Raw genomic sequence first — 16,675 nt, 5'->3', positions numbered from 1 at the left:
CGGCCCGCGTGAAGTCACGGAACCTGGGGTTCTCTTTCCGCTTTCGGTACGGTACGGAAGCGGTCGATCGCCTCCCGGTACCGTGCCCGCAACCCGTGGTCGGTGACGCCCAGCCCCTCGCGCGGGGCCAGCGCCAGCACGCCCACCTTGCCGTGGTGCAGGTTGCGGTGGACTTCGTACACCGCCTGCCCCGTCCCGGAGAGGGAATGGGTTCGGCTCAGCGTGGGGTGGATCAGCCCCCGGCGGATCAGCTCGTTGGCCTCCCATGCCTCCCTGTAGGTGGCGAAGTGCGAGCCGATCACCCGCTTGAGGTGCATCCACAGATAGCGGTTGTCGTACTGGTGCAGGAAGCCGCTGGTGGAGGCGCAGCTCACCACTGTGCCGCCGCGCCGGGCCACGTACACGCTGGCGCCGAAAGTCTCCCGGCCCGGATGCTCGAAGACGATGTCGGGGTCCCGGCCGCCGGTCAGCTCCCGGATCTGCGCGCCGAGACGCCGCCACTCCTTGGGGTCCTGGGTGTGCTCATCCCGCCAGAACCGGTAGCCCTCTGCGGCCCGGTCGACGACCAGATCCGCCCCGGCAGCCCGGCACAGCCGCTCCTTCCGGGCGCCGGACACCACGCACACCGGCGTCGCCCCGGACGCCAGCACCAGCTGGGTGGCGTACGAGCCCAGGCCGCCGCCTGCGCCCCAGACCAGTACCAGGTCGCCCAGCTTCATCCCCGCGCCGTTGCGGGACACCAGCTGTCGGTAGGCGGTGCTGTTCACCAGGCCGGGAGCGGCCGCCTCCTCCCAGGTGAGGTGGGCGGCCTTGGGCATCAGCTGGTTGGCCTTCACCAGCGCCAGCTCGGAGAGCCCGCCGAAGTTGGTCTCGAACCCCCAGATCCGCTGCTCCGGGTCGAGCAGGGTGTCGCCGTGCCCGTCGGGATGCTCCAGTTCGACGGAGAGGCAGTGGGCCACCACCTCGTCGCCCGGCCGCCAGGCATTGACCCCGGGGCCGGTGCGCAGCACCACGCCGGACAGGTCGGAGCCCAGCACGTGATACGGCAGGTCGTGGCGGCGGGCGAGCGGGGAGGTCCGGCCGTAGCGCTCCAGGAACGCGAAGGTCGGCACCGGCTCGAAGATCGAGGACCAGACGGTGTTGTAGTTGACCGAGGACGCCATCACCGCCACCAAGGCCTCACCGGGGCCCACCTCGGGAACCGGCACCTCATCCAGGTGCAGGCTGTGCCGCGGGTCCTTCTCCGCCCCGGCCAGCCCCTCGAACATCCCGGCCTCGTCCTTGTGCACGGTCACCGCCCGGTACGACTCCGGCACCGGCAGCGCCCCAAAGGTCCGCTCCGACCGGTCCCCGGCCAGGACGGCATCGACGATCTCCCGCATCACGACACCTCCTCGTCCTCACCCGTGGACGGGCGCCCGGCGATCTCCAGTACGGCCACCGTCCAGGCAAAGCCTGCGCCGGAGCTCACCAGCGCGCACAGTCCGCCCGGCCGCAACTGCCCCTCGACGGCCAGGTGGTGCAGCCCTGCGAAGGCGTCGCCGGCGCCCAGATGCCCCACTCCGCTGCCCCAGGACCAGGTGGAACGCTCCGGGGCGATGCCCAGGGGCTGGAAGAACTGGAATTCCATCCTGGGACGCCCCAGATGGGGCAGCACGAACCAGTCCACCGCCTCCTTGGTCACCCCGGCCTCGGCCAGCGCCCGGTCGAGCGCTGCCCGCTGGCCGCCGAGCAGCCGCTCCAGCAGCTCGCCCATGCCCAGCTCCCGGGTCAGCACCGCCCGGTGCTTCTCCACGCTGATAGGCGTCCGGGCCTCCAACGGAGCATCGGAGAAAGGGTCGTCGCCGCGGCCCATCGCCTCCAGCCCCGGATCGGAGACGGTGCACAGGGAAAGCAGCCGCGCGAAGCCGTCCCGGGCGGACAGCACGAGGGCGGTGCCGCCATCGCCGCAGACCGTGCCCGGGTCGGTGTTCCAGCGGTCGAAACCGGGCAGGCAGAACCGGTCCCCGGTGGTGATCAGGGCGCCGCGCCGCGCCGAGTCCGCCAGCAGGTGGGAGGCGGCCAGCTCCAGCGCCGCCATCCCGCCGTTGGACAACTGACGTACCTCCAGGGCGGGACAGGCGTTGCCGACGGCCTCGCGCTGTACGTAGGAGGCCGGCGCCCACAGGTCGTGGCCCTGGTGATAGGTGTCCGCGTGCAGCACCAGATCGATGTCGCCGGGCCGCGCGCCCGCGCGCCGCAGCGCCTGGCAGGCCGCACGCACCGCCAGCTCGGGGCCGGACTCCCCATCCGACACGCACACCGAACGCATCCGCATCCGGCGCGCCGCCCGCGGGTCGCACCGCCCCTCCACCACCGCCTCCTCCACGGACCTGCGGCGGGGCAGCGCCAGTCCGGTGCCGGACACGAACAAACGGTCAAGCCGCACAGCAACTCCTTCGGTCCGCGGTTCGTCGGCTGCTCGCCCGGAGCCTGGCCGCCACCTGTCCAGCTCCCTTCGAGAACGGGCGGAGACGCGAGGCTCGGACGATCCTCGGACGAATCTCGGACGAGCCTCGAAACCGGGTCCGTATCCCTTGCTGCGGGCTACGAAAGGGGGGCGGATGTCCGCCGGCACCGAGAACTCCGCACCGGGCGTCGCACTGCTGCTGCCGGGCCAGGGGGCCCAGCACCCACGGATGGCAGCCGGGCTCTACGGGCACGAGGCGGTGTTCACCGCCGCCATGGACGAGGCGTTCGCGCTCCTCGGTGACGACGGCCGGCGCATCCGCGCCGAGTGGCTGGCACACACGCCGTCGGACGCCTTCGACGACGTGACGGTCGCACAGCCGCTGCTCTACGCGGTCGACCATGCGCTGGGGCGGATGGTGCTCTCCTGGGGCGGGCGGCCGGTCGCCCTGCTCGGCCACAGCGTGGGCGAACTGGTCGCCGCCACGCTGGCCGGAGTGGTGGCTTTCGAGGACGGCATCCGGCTGATGCGGGATCGCGTCCGGCAGTTCGCCGGCACCCCCGCGGGCGGCATGCTCGCCGTTGCCGCCTCGCCCGAGGAGATCGACGGCCGGCTCGACGGCGATGTCCACCTGGCCGCGGTCAACGCCCGGCGGCAGCTGCTGCTGGCCGGCGAACGGGCCGCGCTGGACCGGGCGGCGGCCGCCCTGAGGGAGCAGGGCATCGCCTGCCGCGACGCCCGGGCCCGGCAGGCGTTCCACACCCCGATCGTCCGGGGCGCGGTGGAGGCGTCGATGGCGGACTGGCTGGCCACGCCGCTGCGTCGCCCCCGCCTGCCGGTCTACTCCGCCTACACCCGCGGCGTGCTCACTGACGAGGACGCCCTGGACCACCGCTTCTGGGCCCGGCAGCCCGCCGAGACCGTGTATTTCGCGCCCGCCCTGGACCAGCTGCTCGCCGACCACGACTGCCTGCTGGTCGAGACGGGCCCGGGCAACAGCCTCACCGCGCTGGCCCGTCGGCACCCCGCCGTGGCCCGCGGCCGCAGCGCCGTCGTCCCGCTGCTGCCAGAGGGCCCCGGCGAGGCGGCACGGGACCGGGTGGCGACCGCGGCGGCGAAGGAACGGGCCCTTGCCCTGCGACTCGAGGTCCCCTCCTGAGCCCGTCCGCCCGAGTCCTGTCCGTCCCGGCCCGCTCCGGAGGTCGAAATGCCCGCTCAGCCGCACCCTGCCGAGCCCGACGCGCCATTGGCGGTAGTCGGTCTGTCCTGCCGTTTCCCCGGTGCCGACTCGCCGGCCGCGTTCTGGCGGCTGCTGCTCGACGGCGCCGACACCGTGGGCCCGCCGCCGGCCTGGCGCGCCGAGGGCCGGAGCGAGGGCGGATACCTCGACGGCGTCGACCTGTTCGACGCCGAGCTGTTCGGCATCCCGCCCCAGGAGGCGGCGGCCATGGACCCCCAGCAGCGGCTGCTGCTGGAGCTCGCCTGGGAGGCTCTGGAGGACGCCCGTACCGCCCCCGACGCCCTCGCCGGCACCAGCACCGGCGTGTTCGTCGGGGCGGGCGGCGACGACTACGCCCACCTCACCCGCACCCGCGGCACGGCGGACATCGGCGTCTACACCATGACCGGCACCGGCCGTGCCTTCCTGGCCAACCGGATCTCCTACACACTGGGACTGCGGGGCCCCAGCATGGTGGTGGACACCGGCCAGTCCTCCTCGCTCACCGCCCTCCACCAGGCCGCCGCGGGCCTGCGCCGCGGGGAGTGCGTGCTGGCCCTGGTCGGCGGGGTGCAGCTCAATCTGTCGGCGGAGTCGGAGGCAGCGGTTCGACAGCTCGGCGCGCTCTCGCCGAGCGGGCGCTGCCGCACCTTCGACGCCGCCGCGGACGGCATCGTGCGCGGAGAGGGCGGCGGCATGGCCGTCCTCAAGCCGCTGGACACCGCGCTGGCCGACGGGGACCGCGTCTACTGTGTCCTGCGGGGCAGCGCGGTCAACAGCGACGGCCGCGGGGAGAGCCTCACCGCCCCCGACGCCGGGGCCCAGCGACGAGTGCTGGCCGAGGCCTGCCGCCGGGCCGGCGTAGCCCCCACCGAGGTCGCGTACGTCGAACTGCACGGCACCGGAACGCGGTTGGGCGACCCGATCGAGGCCTCTGCCCTGGACGCGGTGCACGGCCAGGGCCGTCCCGCCGGGCGGCCGCTGCTGGTCGGTTCGGTGAAGACCAACATCGGCCACCTGGAGGCGGCGGCCGGGATGGCCGCCTTCGTCAAGACCGCACTGAGTGTGCACCATGGGCTGATCCCGCCCAGCCTCCATCTGCGCACCCCCAACCCGGCCGTCGCCCCGGCCCGGCTGCGGGTCTGCCAGGACGTCACCCCGTGGCCGGTGCACCCCGAAGGGCGGCGGACGGCGGGTATCTCCTCCTTCGGCCTGGGCGGCACCAACTGCCATGTGGTCGTCGACCGCGTCCCCGGCACCGTCGACCCGGCGGCGGATGAACCGAGTTCGCCCCCGGTGGCCTGCTGGGTGCTCTCCGGGGCAAGCGAGGCGGCGCTGCGCGGACAGGCTGCCCGGCTGGCCGGGCTGCTGGAGGCCTCCGCGCCGCCCGGCCTGGCCGACGCGGCGTTCTCCCTGGCCACCACCCGCGCCGTGCTGCGTCACCGTGCTGCCGTGGTCGGCGACGGCCCCGAGGTGCTGCGGGACAGGCTGCGCGCCCTGGCCACGGGCGAGCCCCGCGAGGGCGTCCTGCAAGAGGCCGCGGGCCGGGGCGGCACTGCTTTCCTCTTCCCAGGCCAGGGCATGCAGCGGGCCGGAATGGGCCGCCGGCTCCACGAAACCTACCCGGTCTTCGCCCGCGCCTTCGACGAGGCCGCCGAAGCCATGGAAACCCCGCTGGGCACCCGGCTGCACGCCTTGATGTGGGAGCGCGAGGACTGGCTGGACGAACTCCGGTACGCGCAGCCGGCTCTGTTCGCCATGGAGACCGCCCTGTACCGGCTGCTGGAGTCCTGGGGGCTGGTCCCGGACATCGTCCTCGGGCACTCCCAGGGCGAGATCGCCGCCGCCCATGTCGCGGGCGTGCTCTCACTGGAGGACGCGGCCGCCTTCGTGGTGGAACGGGGCCGTCTGATCGCGAGCCTGCCCCCCGGCGGCGCGATGACGGCGCTCCGGGCCACAGAGGAGGAGGCCCGGGCCGTGCTGGCCGGCATCTGCGGGCAGGTGGCAATCGCTGCCGTCAACTCACCCCGCTCGGTGGTGATTTCGGGCGATCGGGAGGCGGTGGACGAGGTCTGTGCGCACTTCGCCCGGCTCGGCCGCCGCGGGCGGCGGCTGCGGATCTCCCGGGCCGGCCACTCGCCGTTGATGGAGCCGATCAGGGACGAGCTGCTGGCCTTCGCCGAGAGTCTCACCTGGAAGCCGCCCACCGGCCCCACGGTGGTCTCCACGCTCACCGGCCACCCGGCGACCGGGACGGACCTGGTCACCCCCGCGTACTGGGCAGAGCACCTCTGCCGCGCCGTCCGGTTCGGCGACGCGGTGCGCACCGCGCACGACCGGGGCGCCCGGTTCTTCGTGGAGGCGGGCCCCGGCCACGGACTGATCACCATGGTCGGCGAAACCGTCGACGGGGGCGACGAGACCCTGGTCGCACCACTGGCCGAACCCGACGAACGGGCAGGGGTGGCCTCCCTGGCCGGCCGCGCCCACCTGCGCGGGCTCCGTCTGGACGCGCACGCCGTCCACGGCGCCCACGCCCGCCGCACCGACCTGCCCACCTACGCCTTCCAGCGCCGCCGTCACTGGCTGGACGCCCCGACCGCCCCGGCCCGGACGCCCTCACCGGCGCCGCCTCCCGAGACGCCGGCCGCCCCGCCTCGCCGCCGCCGCGTCACCCCGGCCACCGTCTCCGCCCTGGTGGCGGACGGTCTGCGTGGGGTGCTGGGGGCGCCGCCGGACAGCCCGGTGGAGACCTCGCTGCCCTTCACCGACCTCGGGCTGGACTCCCGCATGGTGATGGCCCTGCGTACCCGCCTTGCAGAGCGCACCGGACTGCGGCTGCCGCCCACGCTCCTCTTCGACTTCCCCACGCCGGACCTGCTCAGCCGCGAACTCGCCGAACGCCTGCGGTCCCAGCGGCCGCTCGTGGATCTCACGGAAAGGCCCAGCTGACGACATGACTGCCGCCGACCTTCCCCGGGCGCTCCCGGACCCGCCCATCGCCATCGTCTCCATGGGATGCAGGTATCCGGGCGGTGTGAGCTCCCCCGACGACCTGTGGCGCCTGGTCGACAAGGGGACCGACGCCATCACCCCGTTCCCGGAGAACCGGGGCTGGGACCTGGACTCCGTGTACGACCCCGACCCGGATCAGAAGGGCACCTCCTGCACCCGGCACGGCGGATTCCTGCACGACGCCGACCTCTTCGACGCCAAGTTCTTCGGCATCTCCCCGCGCGAGGCGGCCGGCATGGATCCCCAGCAGCGAATCCTGCTGGAGGTGGCCTGGGAGACCTTCGAGCGGTCCGGCCTCGGCAAGGAGACGCTGCGTGACAGCGACACCGGCGTGTTCGTCGGGGCGATGCCGCAGGACTACGGCCCCCGGCTGCACGAGCGGGCGAACGGCGACGGCGGCTACGGCATCACCGGCAGCACCACCAGCGTGGCCTCCGGGCGGATCGCCTACTTCTTCGGCCTGCGCGGCCCCGCCGTCACCGTGGACACCGCCTGCTCCTCCTCCTTGGTCGGCGTCCACCTGGCGGTGCAGGCGCTGCGGCAGGGCGAGTGCTCCCTGGCGCTGGCCGGAGGGGTGGCGGTGATGGCCTCGCCGGGCCTGTTCATCGACTTCAGCCGGCAGCGCGGGCTCTCCCCGGACGGCCGCTGCAAAGCCTTCTCGGACGACGCCGACGGCACCGCATGGGCCGAGGGCGCCGGACTGCTCCTGCTCGAGCGGCTGGACGACGCGCTGGCCCACGGACACCAGGTGCACGCCGTGATCCGCGGCAGCGCCGTCAACCAGGACGGCGCCAGCAATGGCCTCACCGCGCCCAGCGGCCCCGCCCAGACCGCGGTGATCCGCGCTGCCCTGGCCCGGGCCGGCGTCGACCCGCTCGACGTGGACATGGTGGAGGCGCACGGCACCGGCACCGAACTCGGCGACCCCATCGAGGCGCGGGCACTGGCCGAGGTGTACGGCGCGGGCCGCGCGGCCGGACGGCCGCTGTACCTGGGCTCGCTGAAGTCCAACACCGGGCACGCCCAGGCCGCGGCCGGGGTCGGCGGCATCATCAAGACCGTGCGGGCCATGAGGGCCGAGCGGCTGCCCGCCTCCCTGCACATCACCCGGCCCACCCGGCACGTGGACTGGGCGGGCAGTGGGCTGGAGCCGCTGACCGAGGCCCGGCCCTGGCCGCGTACCGGACAGCCGCGGCTCGCCGCTGTCTCCGCCTTCGGTATCAGCGGCACCAACGCGCACGTCGTCCTGGAAGCCCCCGATCACCTCGACGTCCCCGCAGCGCCGGACGAGCTCGTCGGGGAAGCGGCGCCGGTGGCCTGGACGCTCTCCGCGCCCACCGCCGCCTCCCTGCCCCGGAAAGCCGCCGCCCTCGCAGCTTTCCTGCGCGAGCGGCCCGCCGTGCCGGTCCGGGACGTGGCGCACACCTTGGGGCTGCGCACCCGGTTCGCGCACCGTGCCGCCGTGGTCGCCACCGCACGCGAGGACCTGCTGGCCGGGCTCGACGCCCTTGCCGCGGGCGCCCCCGTGCCCTCGACGGCCGGACGGTACCTGGAACCCGTGGTGCTGCGGGCCCAGGCGCCCGGCGGGTCGGCGCGGCCGGTCTTCGTCTTCCCCGGCCAGGGCTCCCAGTGGCAGGGGATGGGCCTGCGGCTGATGGAGGAGAACGAGGCCTTCCGCCGGGCCATGAAGGAGTGCGAGCAGGCGCTTGCCCCCTACTGCGACTGGCGGCTCACGGACGCCCTGCGGGACGACTCCCCGGACCGGGTCGATGTGCTCCAGCCCGCGTTGTGGGCGGTGATGGTCTCGCTGGCTGCCGCCTGGCGCGAGGCCGGCGTCGAGCCCGGCGCCGTGGTGGGTCACTCGCAGGGCGAGATCGCCGCCGCACATGTGGCCGGGGCGATCGGTCTGGACGACGCCGCCAAAGTGGTCGCGCTGCGCAGCCGGGCGCTGCTGGACCTGGCCGGCACCGGCGGCATGGTCTCGGTGCCACTGTCCGCCGACCGCACCCGGCGGCTGCTGGATACGGTGGGCGGGAACGCCGCCGTCGCGGCGGTCAACGGCCCCGGCACCACCGTGGTCGCCGGGGACCTCAGCACGCTGAACCGGGTGCTGGCCGCCTGCGCGGCGGACGGCGTGGACGCCCGGCAGATCGATGTCGATTACGCCTCGCACACCGACGCCGTGGAACGCATCCGGGAGCGGCTGTTGCGCGATCTGGACGGCATCAGCCCCGTCCCCTCCACCGTGCCGCTGTACTCCACGCTCACCGGGGACCTGCTTGACACCGCCGACATGGACGCCGGGTACTGGTACGAGAACCTCCGGCACACCGTCCGGTTCGCCGACGCGGTCGGCTCGCTGACCGAGGACGGGCTGACGTCCTTCATCGAGATCAGCCCCCACCCGGTGCTGGTCCACGCTCTCCAGGAGGTGCTGGACGACCGCGGAGCGCGCGCCGCGGTGCTGGGCACCTTGCGCCGGGACGGCAAAGGAGCGGGCCAGTTCCTCTCCGCCCTCGCCACCGCATACGGCGCGGGCGTCCCGGTCGACTGGACCCGGGCGCGGCCCGGCGGTCGCCTCACCGAACTGCCCGGCCATGTCTTCGACCGCGACCGGCACTGGTTGGACACGCCTGCGCCCGGCAGAAGCACCGCGGCACGGCCCGGTCGCACACTGCTCGAAACCGTGGTCGACCTGCCCTCCGGGGCGGTGGTGGCCGCCGGCCGGGTCGGCCCGCGCGAACACCCGTGGACCGCGGACCACCAGGTCGACGGCGTCCCTCTGCTCCCCGGCGCAGCCTTCGTCCAGCTGGCCGCCGAGGCGGGCGCCCGTGCCGGCTGCCCCGTGATCGCCGAACTGACCCTCTCCCGCCCCCTGTCCACCGCCGCGGAGGCCGACCTGCGGGTGGAACTCGCCGTCCCGGCCCCCGACGGCCGCCGCACCCTGACGGTCAGCTCCCGCGCCGCGACGACCGCGCCCGCTGCCGTGCCGGCGCGGGGCGCCGCACACGAGGGCGGCTCGGTCCACGCCACTGCGGACCGTCCCGACGCCGCTCCCGGATGGACCGTCCATGCCACCGGCGTCCTCGCACCCGGCGGGGGCGCCTCCCCGGCCCCGAGCGGTACGTGGCCGCCCTCCGGTGCCCAGGAGACCGACCTGACGGGCGCCTACTCCTCGCTGGCCGCCCGGGGCTACGCCTACGGCCCCTCCTTCGCCGGCCTGCACCGGATGTGGACGCGTGGGAAGGAGATCCACGCCGAGGTCAGGCTGCCCTCCGAAGGCACCTGGCACAGACTGCACCCGGCCCTGCTCGACGCGGCCCTCCATGCCGCCGTCATCGCGCACGGCGAGGACCTGCTGGTTCCCTTCACCTGGCGTGGCGTCCGCCTCCACGGCGGGGGCGCCACTGCGCTGCGGATCCGGATGACCCGCGACGGCGACACCCTCGCACTGACCGCCACCGCCCCGGACGGAACCCTCGTGGCCGAGGTCGAGTCCCTGGTCCTGCGCCCGCTGCGCCAGGAGGACGCGGGGACGGGCGCCCTCCACGAGGTCGTCTGGGACCGCGTCGACCTCGAACCGGCAGTGGTCCCCGCCCGCTGGGCCTCCGTCGGCCCCGACCCGCTCGGAGCCCCGGTATCCGTCACAGGGCTCGCTGAACTGCCCGACGACACGCCTCCGTCGGTAGTCCTCGACCTCGGAGCCGCCCCCGGGACCGCCGCGGCCGTCGGCGACCTCACCGCCGATGTCCTCACCCTCCTCCAGCGCTGGCTCGCCGATCCGCGCCGCGAGACGGCCGTCCTTGCCGTGCTCACCCGCGCCGCAGTGGCCGTCACCGGCGGGGAGACAGTACCCGGACTCGTCCGCTCGGCGGTCCGCGGCCTGGTGCGGTCCGCGCAGGCCGAGAACCCGGGCCGGCTGTTGCTGGTGGACCTCGACGACGACCCGGCCTCGCTCGACGCCCTCCCCGCCGTGGTGGCCTGCGGCGAGCCAGAGGTGGCGGTGCGCCGCGGCAAGGCGTACACGCCTCGTCTCGCCCCCACCGACGGTCAGGACCGCCTGACCCCACAGACCCCGGGCGCCTGGCGGCTCGACGTCACCAAGAAGGGCACCCTGGACAACCTGGTGCTGCTGCCCCACCCGGAGGCCGAGGGCCCGCTGGGCACGGGCGAGGTACGGATCGCGGTACGCGCCGCCGGCCTCAACTTCCGTGACATCGCGGTGGGACTGGGCCTGGTCGCCACCGAGAAGACCATGGGCAGCGAAGGCGCGGGCATGGTCACCGAGACCGGCCCCGGCGTCAACGGGTTCACCGTCGGGGACCAGGTCTTCGGCGTCTTCGAGCGCTCCCTGGGCCCGGTCGCTGTCGCGGACGCCCGGATGATCCGCCACCTGCCCGATGGCTGGTCCCACGCCGAGGGCGCGAGCGTGCCGATCGTCTTCGTCACCGCCTACCAGTGCCTCACCGAGATCGCCCGGGTGAGCCCCGGCGAGTCGGTGCTGGTCCACACCGCCACCGGCGGTGTCGGGCTGGCCGCTGTCCAGCTCGCCCGCCACATGGGCGCGGACGTCTTCGCCACCGCCGCTCCCGCCAAGCACGACGTGCTCCGCGCCCGGGGCCTGGACGACGACCACATTGCCTCCTCCCGCTCCCTGGAGTTCGAGCAGCACTTCCGCGCCGCCACCGGCGGCCGGGGCGTGGACGTGGTGCTCAACTCCCTGGCGGGCGCGGCGATCGACGCCTCACTGCGGCTACTGGCTCCCGGCGGGCGGTTCGCCGAGATGGGCAAGACCGATATCCGCGACGCTGCCGAGGTGGCCGCCCGTCATCCCGGCGTGCACTACGCGGCGTACAACATCCTGGGCATCGAGCCGGAGCGGATCGGCAAGGTGCTGGACGAGCTGATCGCCCTGTTCCGCGACGGCGCACTGCACCACCTACCGCTGGCAGCCCGCGACGTCCGCGAGGGCCACCGCGCGCTGCGGATGCTCAGCCGGGCCCAGCACCGGGGCAAGCTGGTACTCACCATGCCCCGCGCTTTCGACCCCGAGGGCACGGTCCTGATCACCGGAGGCACCGGGGCCCTGGGCGCGCGGGTGGCCCGCCACCTGGTCACCCGGCACGGCGCCCGCCGACTGGTGCTCGCCGGCCGGCGCGGACCGGGCGCGCGCGGCGCCTCCCAGCTGGTCGCCGAACTCACCGCGGCCGGCGCCGAGGTGATTGTGGCGGCCTGCGACGTGGGCGACCGCGAGGCGCTGGCCGCGTTGGTCGAGCAGTACCCGCCGAACAGCGTGGTGCACGCCGCCGGATTGCTCGACGACCGGCTGCTGACCGGCCTCACCCCGAAGGACCTGACCGAGGTACTGCGCCCCAAGGCCGAGGCAGCCTGGCACCTGCACGAACTGACCGAGCACCTGGACCTGTCCGCGTTCGTGCTCTTCTCCTCGGCGGCCGGGGTGCTGGGCGAGCCGGGACAGAGTAATTACGCGGCCGCCAACAGCTTTCTGGACGCCCTGGCCCAGTACCGGCGGGGCCGTGGACTATCCGCCGTCTCCCTGGCCTGGGGGCTGTGGGAGGAGCCCAGCGGCATGACCGGGCACCTCTCGGAGACCGACCGGGCCCGGCTGGCCCGGTCCGGGATCGCCCCGCTGGACACCGAGCGGGCGCTGGAGCTCTTCGACCGCGCCCTGGAGCAGCCAGGCGCCGTCCTGGTGCCGGTCCGGCTCCACCCCGACGGTGCCCGGGCCTCGGGGCGCGTCTCGCCGCTGCTGGCCGGCCTGCTGCCGAAGCGGGAGGACGACGGAGACGGGCCGCCCGAGCCCGTCGAGGAATCCGCCGCCCAGGCCCGGACGGTCATGGAACCGCCCGCCCGGGACCGTCACGCCGAACTGATGGATCTGGTGTGCGCCCACGCTGCCGAGGTCCTCGGCTATGCCGCCCACGAAGTCATCGGCCCGCGCGAGAACTTCAAGGACCTGGGCTTCGACTCCCTACTCGGCGTCGACCTCCGCAACCGCCTCAACGCGGCCATCGGCCTGCGACTGCCCGCCGAATCGGTGAGTCGCTATCCCACCCCCGAGGACCTGGTCGACTTCATCGGCGAGCAGCTGCCCTGACCCACCCGAACCGCCCCACGGCGGCAGCGAAAGGAATCCCCATGGCTGTGCAGGACGGCAGTACCGCGGTCATCACCGGAGCGACCAGCGGCATCGGTTGGGCGGTGGCCCGCGAACTGGGCTCCCGCGGCATCAAGGTCTTCCTGTGCGCCCGCGACGGCGAACAGGTGGCCGAGCGGGTGCGGGAGCTGCGCAAGGACGGCGTCGACGCCGACGGCGTGGCCTGCGACGTCACCTCCGCCCCGGACATCGCCCGCTTCGTCGACGAAGCGGGCGAGTTCGGCGAGATCGACATCCTGGTCAATAATGCCGGCCGCAACGGCGGCGGTGTCACCGCCGAGATCGACGACGCCCTCTGGGACGAGGTCATCGCCACCAACCTGACCAGCGTCTTCCGCGTCACCCGGGCCGTGCTGGCGGCCGGTCTCAAGGACCGTTCCTGGGGCCGCATCATCAACATCGCCTCCACGGCGGGCAAGCAGGGCGTGGTCTACGGCGCCCCCTACTCCGCCTCCAAGCACGGGGTCGTCGGCTTCACCAAGGCGCTCGGCCTGGAACTCGCCCCGACCGGCATCACCGTCAACGCGGTCTGCCCCGGCTACGTCGAGACACCCATGGCCGAGCGGGTCCGGGCCGGCTACGCCGCGCACTGGGACATCACCGAGGCGGACGTGCTGGCCCGGTTCTCCGGGAAGATCCCGCTCGGCCGCTACGCCACACCCCAGGAGGTGGCCGGAATGGTCGGCTACCTGACGACTCGCCCGGCCGACGCCGTCACCGCGCAGGCCATCAACGTCTGCGGCGGTCTCGGCAATTTCTGACTCCGCCCAGCAGGACACGGAGGAAACCATGACGCCCACGCCCACCCGCGTCACCCATCGGACAAGGATCGCGGCGCCCGCCGACCGGGTGTACCGGATCATCGCCGACGTCACCCGATGGCCCGTCCACTTCCCGCCGACCGTACGCGCCGAGCGGTTGGAGCAGGCGGGCAGCGAGGAGACCATCCAGCTCTGGGCCACCGCCGAGGGCCGACTGCGCACCTGGCGGTCCTGGCGGCGCCTCGACGCGGCGCGGCGGCGTGTCGCGTTCGAGCAGACAGTGCCCCGCCACCCGGTGGCCGCCATGGGCGGCGTCTGGCGGATCGAGGACGACGGCCGGGGTGGCTGCGTCGCCCTCCTCGACCACCATTACCGGGCGGTCGACGACGCCCCTGCCGGCCTGAAGCGGATCGCTCGGGCCGTGGACGCCAACAGCACGGCGGAACTCGCCTCGCTCAAGCGGGCCGCCGAACGGCCGAACGGCGACGCCCTGCTGTTCTCCTTCATGGACACCGAGACGATCGACGGACCCTTGGCGGAGGTCTACGGCTTCCTGAACGACCTCGACGCCTGGGCCGAGCGGATCCCGCACGTCCACCGGATCGAACTCCGGGAGGAGGAACCCGGGTTCCAGTACATGGAGATGGACACCAAGTCCCCCGACGGCTCGGTGCACACCACTACCTCCTGGCGGGTGTGCGACCGGCCGCGGCGGATCGTCTACAAGCAGTTGACCCGCCCGGCCGTCCTGGCCGGCCATACCGGCGAGTGGCGCCTGGAGACCCTCGAGGACGGACGGGTCCGGGTCACCTCGGTCCACACCGTGCTCGTCGACCCCGACGCGGCCGCCCGTCTCCCCTCGCCCCCTGCGGACACCGACACCCTCAAGGCCGCTGTCCGCGCGGCCCTGGGCGCCAACAGCCGGGCCACTCTGGCCCATGCCAAGGCCTTCGTCGAGGGCCGCTGAGTGCCCATCCACATGTCCACGGCAACCACGGAAAGCGACGGTGCACGATCATGGCGGAACTGACCATCGACCAGCTCAAGGACTTCCTCCACAAGGCGATCGGAGAGGACGAGAGCGTCGACCTCGACGGCGACGTCCTGGACACCTCCTTCACCGACCTCGGCTTCGACTCCCTGGCCGTCATCGACACCACCAGCAAGGTGGAGCGGCACTTCTCCATCAAGCTCCCCGAGAACGAGGCCGGGGAGGCCCAGACCCCGCGCGCCCTCCTCGACCTGGTGAACCGGGAGCTCGAGGCCTCGGCGGCCCGGCCGTGACACCGCACACCGCGCCGGACGTCGCCGTCGTCGGGCTGGGTGCGGTCGGCGAACCGCTGCTGCGCATGCTGTACAGGGCCGGGCACCGGGTAGTCGGCGCGGACCGCCACCCTCAGGTCCTGGCCCGGGTCGAGCGGAGCCTCAAGGAGGCCGAGGTGCCACCGCCCGGTCCGGACGGCACGCCCGGCGTCCTACTGGTGAACGACCTCGCCCGTCTCGGCGCCGTGGAGACGGTGGTCGAGGCGGTCACCGAGGACTGGGACACCAAGACGGAGGTGCTGCGGTCCATCGGCCGGCACACCTTGCCGCGGGCGGTGGTGCTCACCACCACTGCCCGGCTCCCGGTGACCGGACTGGCGCTGGCCTCTGGCCGCCCGCGACACACTCTCGGGCTGCGTCTGTTCACCCCGCCGCAGCCCGGCGGCCCGGCCGCCCTGGTGGAGACCGGCATGGCGCTCGGGGAGGCCGTGGCCTCCGCCGACCGCTTGGTCGCCTGCTTGGGCCTGCGGAAGGTGACAGTCGCCGCAGGACCTGCGGGTGACGCCGCCGACCTGGTGTACGGCCTGCTCAACCAGGCCGCCGCCCTGTACACGGAGGGCTACGCCTCTCGTGACGACATCGACGCGGCGATGCGGTTGGGCTGCGGCCTGCCCATGGGGCCGCTCGCGCTGCTCGACGCCGTCGGCCTGGACACGGTGCACACAGCCCTGGAGCGGGCGGCCGCGCGGACCGGCGACCCGTTCTTCCGGCCGGCCGACGTGCTGCGCCGCCTGTGCGCCGAGGGCAGCACCGGCCGCGCGGCCGGGCAGGGCTTCTACACCTACGACAGGCTCGGCGACCCCAAGGCCGACGGGCCCGCAGCCCCCTCGGCGGGGCAAGCACGGGAGACCCGGCGGGTCGGCGTCGTCGGCTCGGGGACCATGGCGCGTGGCATCGCCCAGGTGGTGGCACGCGCCGGAGTGCCCACCGTGCTGGTGGCCCGGAGCGAGCAACGGGCCGCTGAGGCCGTCCGGGCGGTGGACGACTCGATGGTCCGCGCGGTGCGCCGCGGGCGGCTGAAACCCGCCGACCGGGCCCGTGCGGCCGAACTCCTGGAGGGGGCCGGCGACCTCGAGGCCCTGGCCGGATGCGACCTGGTGATCGAGGCCGTGGCGGAGGACATGGAAGTGAAACGGAAGGTGTTCGCCTCGCTGGGCCGGATCTGCGCGGCCGACGTGGTGCTGGCCACCACCACATCCAGCCTCCCCGTCGCCGGGTGCGCGGCGCCCGCCGGCCGTCCGGAGCGCGTCGTCGGGCTGCACTTCTTCAACCCGGCCCCGGCGATGCGGCTGGTCGAGCTGGTGCGTACTCCGGGCACCGCTGCCGACACGGTGGCCACCGCCCGGGCGTTCTGCGAGCGGGTGGGCCGGACCGCCGTCGGCTGCGCGGACCGGGCCGGCTTCGTCGTCAACCGCCTGCTCTTCCCCTATCTGGGGGCAGCGGTCCGGCTGCTCGCCCGCGACGACGCGGACATCGAGGAGACGGACGCGGCAGTGGAGCAGGGCTTCGGGTTCCCGATGGGGCCGTTCGCGCTGCTGGACACCGTGGGCCTGGACGTGTCCCTGGCCATCTACCGGCGGCTGCATGCCGCCTTCCCGGAACCCGCCACGGCCCCGCCGCCACTGTTGGAGAGCGCCGTGACCGGCGGGCTGTTCGGGAACAAGAACGGACAGGGCTTCCGCACCCACACCGGCACGCGCGTGCCCTGATCACCGGCGTGGTCGGAGCGG

At 73.9% G+C, this 16,675-nt stretch carries 8 protein-coding genes and 1 pseudogene; 7 read left to right on the top strand and 2 right to left on the bottom strand.

The features are described 5' to 3' along the window. Positions 1-14: 14 nt before the first annotated feature. Both ccrA and OG978_RS47635 read right to left on the bottom strand, forming a co-directional pair. A complete protein-coding gene (ccrA, locus tag OG978_RS47640) occupies positions 15-1,382 on the bottom strand; it encodes a crotonyl-CoA carboxylase/reductase (protein WP_326771197.1) in 1,368 nt (455 codons plus the stop codon). Then, positions 1,382-2,428: a ketoacyl-ACP synthase III family protein gene (locus OG978_RS47635; RefSeq protein WP_326771196.1), complete on the bottom strand. Its 1,047-nt coding sequence runs from the start codon at positions 2,426-2,428 to the stop codon at positions 1,382-1,384. The genes ccrA and OG978_RS47635 overlap by 1 nt, the downstream gene beginning before the upstream one ends. Before the next feature lie 175 nt (positions 2,429-2,603). Between OG978_RS47635 and OG978_RS47630 the strand changes: the two genes are divergently transcribed. From OG978_RS47630 to OG978_RS47600, 7 genes and pseudogenes are all read left to right on the top strand, one after another. Further along, positions 2,604-3,608, top strand: a complete 1,005-nt coding sequence (locus OG978_RS47630; protein ID WP_326771195.1) for an acyltransferase domain-containing protein — start codon at positions 2,604-2,606, stop codon at positions 3,606-3,608. A 48-nt stretch (positions 3,609-3,656) separates the two neighbouring features. Further along, positions 3,657-6,620 carry a type I polyketide synthase gene (locus tag OG978_RS47625; RefSeq protein ID WP_326771194.1) on the top strand — a complete coding sequence of 988 codons (2,964 nt, stop codon included), beginning with the start codon at positions 3,657-3,659 and terminating at the stop codon, positions 6,618-6,620. Positions 6,621-6,657: 37 nt separating this feature from the next. After that, positions 6,658-12,801 (top strand): annotated as a pseudogene (locus OG978_RS47620) (type I polyketide synthase); the annotation flags it as partial. A 41-nt stretch (positions 12,802-12,842) separates the two neighbouring features. Then, a complete protein-coding gene (locus OG978_RS47615) occupies positions 12,843-13,622 on the top strand; it encodes an SDR family NAD(P)-dependent oxidoreductase (RefSeq protein ID WP_326771192.1) in 780 nt (259 codons plus the stop codon). A gap of 28 nt (positions 13,623-13,650) precedes the next feature. Beyond that, positions 13,651-14,589 carry an aromatase/cyclase gene (locus tag OG978_RS47610; RefSeq protein WP_326771191.1) on the top strand — a complete coding sequence of 313 codons (939 nt, stop codon included), beginning with the start codon at positions 13,651-13,653 and terminating at the stop codon, positions 14,587-14,589. A 50-nt stretch (positions 14,590-14,639) separates the two neighbouring features. Continuing rightward, complete coding sequence (locus OG978_RS47605; protein WP_326771190.1) at positions 14,640-14,906, top strand: acyl carrier protein; 267 nt, start codon at positions 14,640-14,642, stop codon at positions 14,904-14,906. Further along, on the top strand, positions 14,903-16,654 hold the full coding sequence (locus OG978_RS47600; protein WP_326771189.1) for a 3-hydroxyacyl-CoA dehydrogenase family protein: 1,752 nt from the start codon (positions 14,903-14,905) through the stop codon (positions 16,652-16,654). Before OG978_RS47605 ends, OG978_RS47600 begins: the two co-directional genes overlap by 4 nt. The last annotated feature ends 21 nt before the right edge of the window (positions 16,655-16,675 follow it).

It is taken from the genome of Streptomyces sp. NBC_01591, assembly GCF_035918155.1.
In the GTDB taxonomy this organism is placed as follows: Bacteria; Actinomycetota; Actinomycetes; order Streptomycetales; family Streptomycetaceae; genus Streptomyces.
The sequence above is the reverse complement of the archived record's forward strand: the minus strand, read 5'-3'. Positions and strand labels throughout refer to the sequence as shown.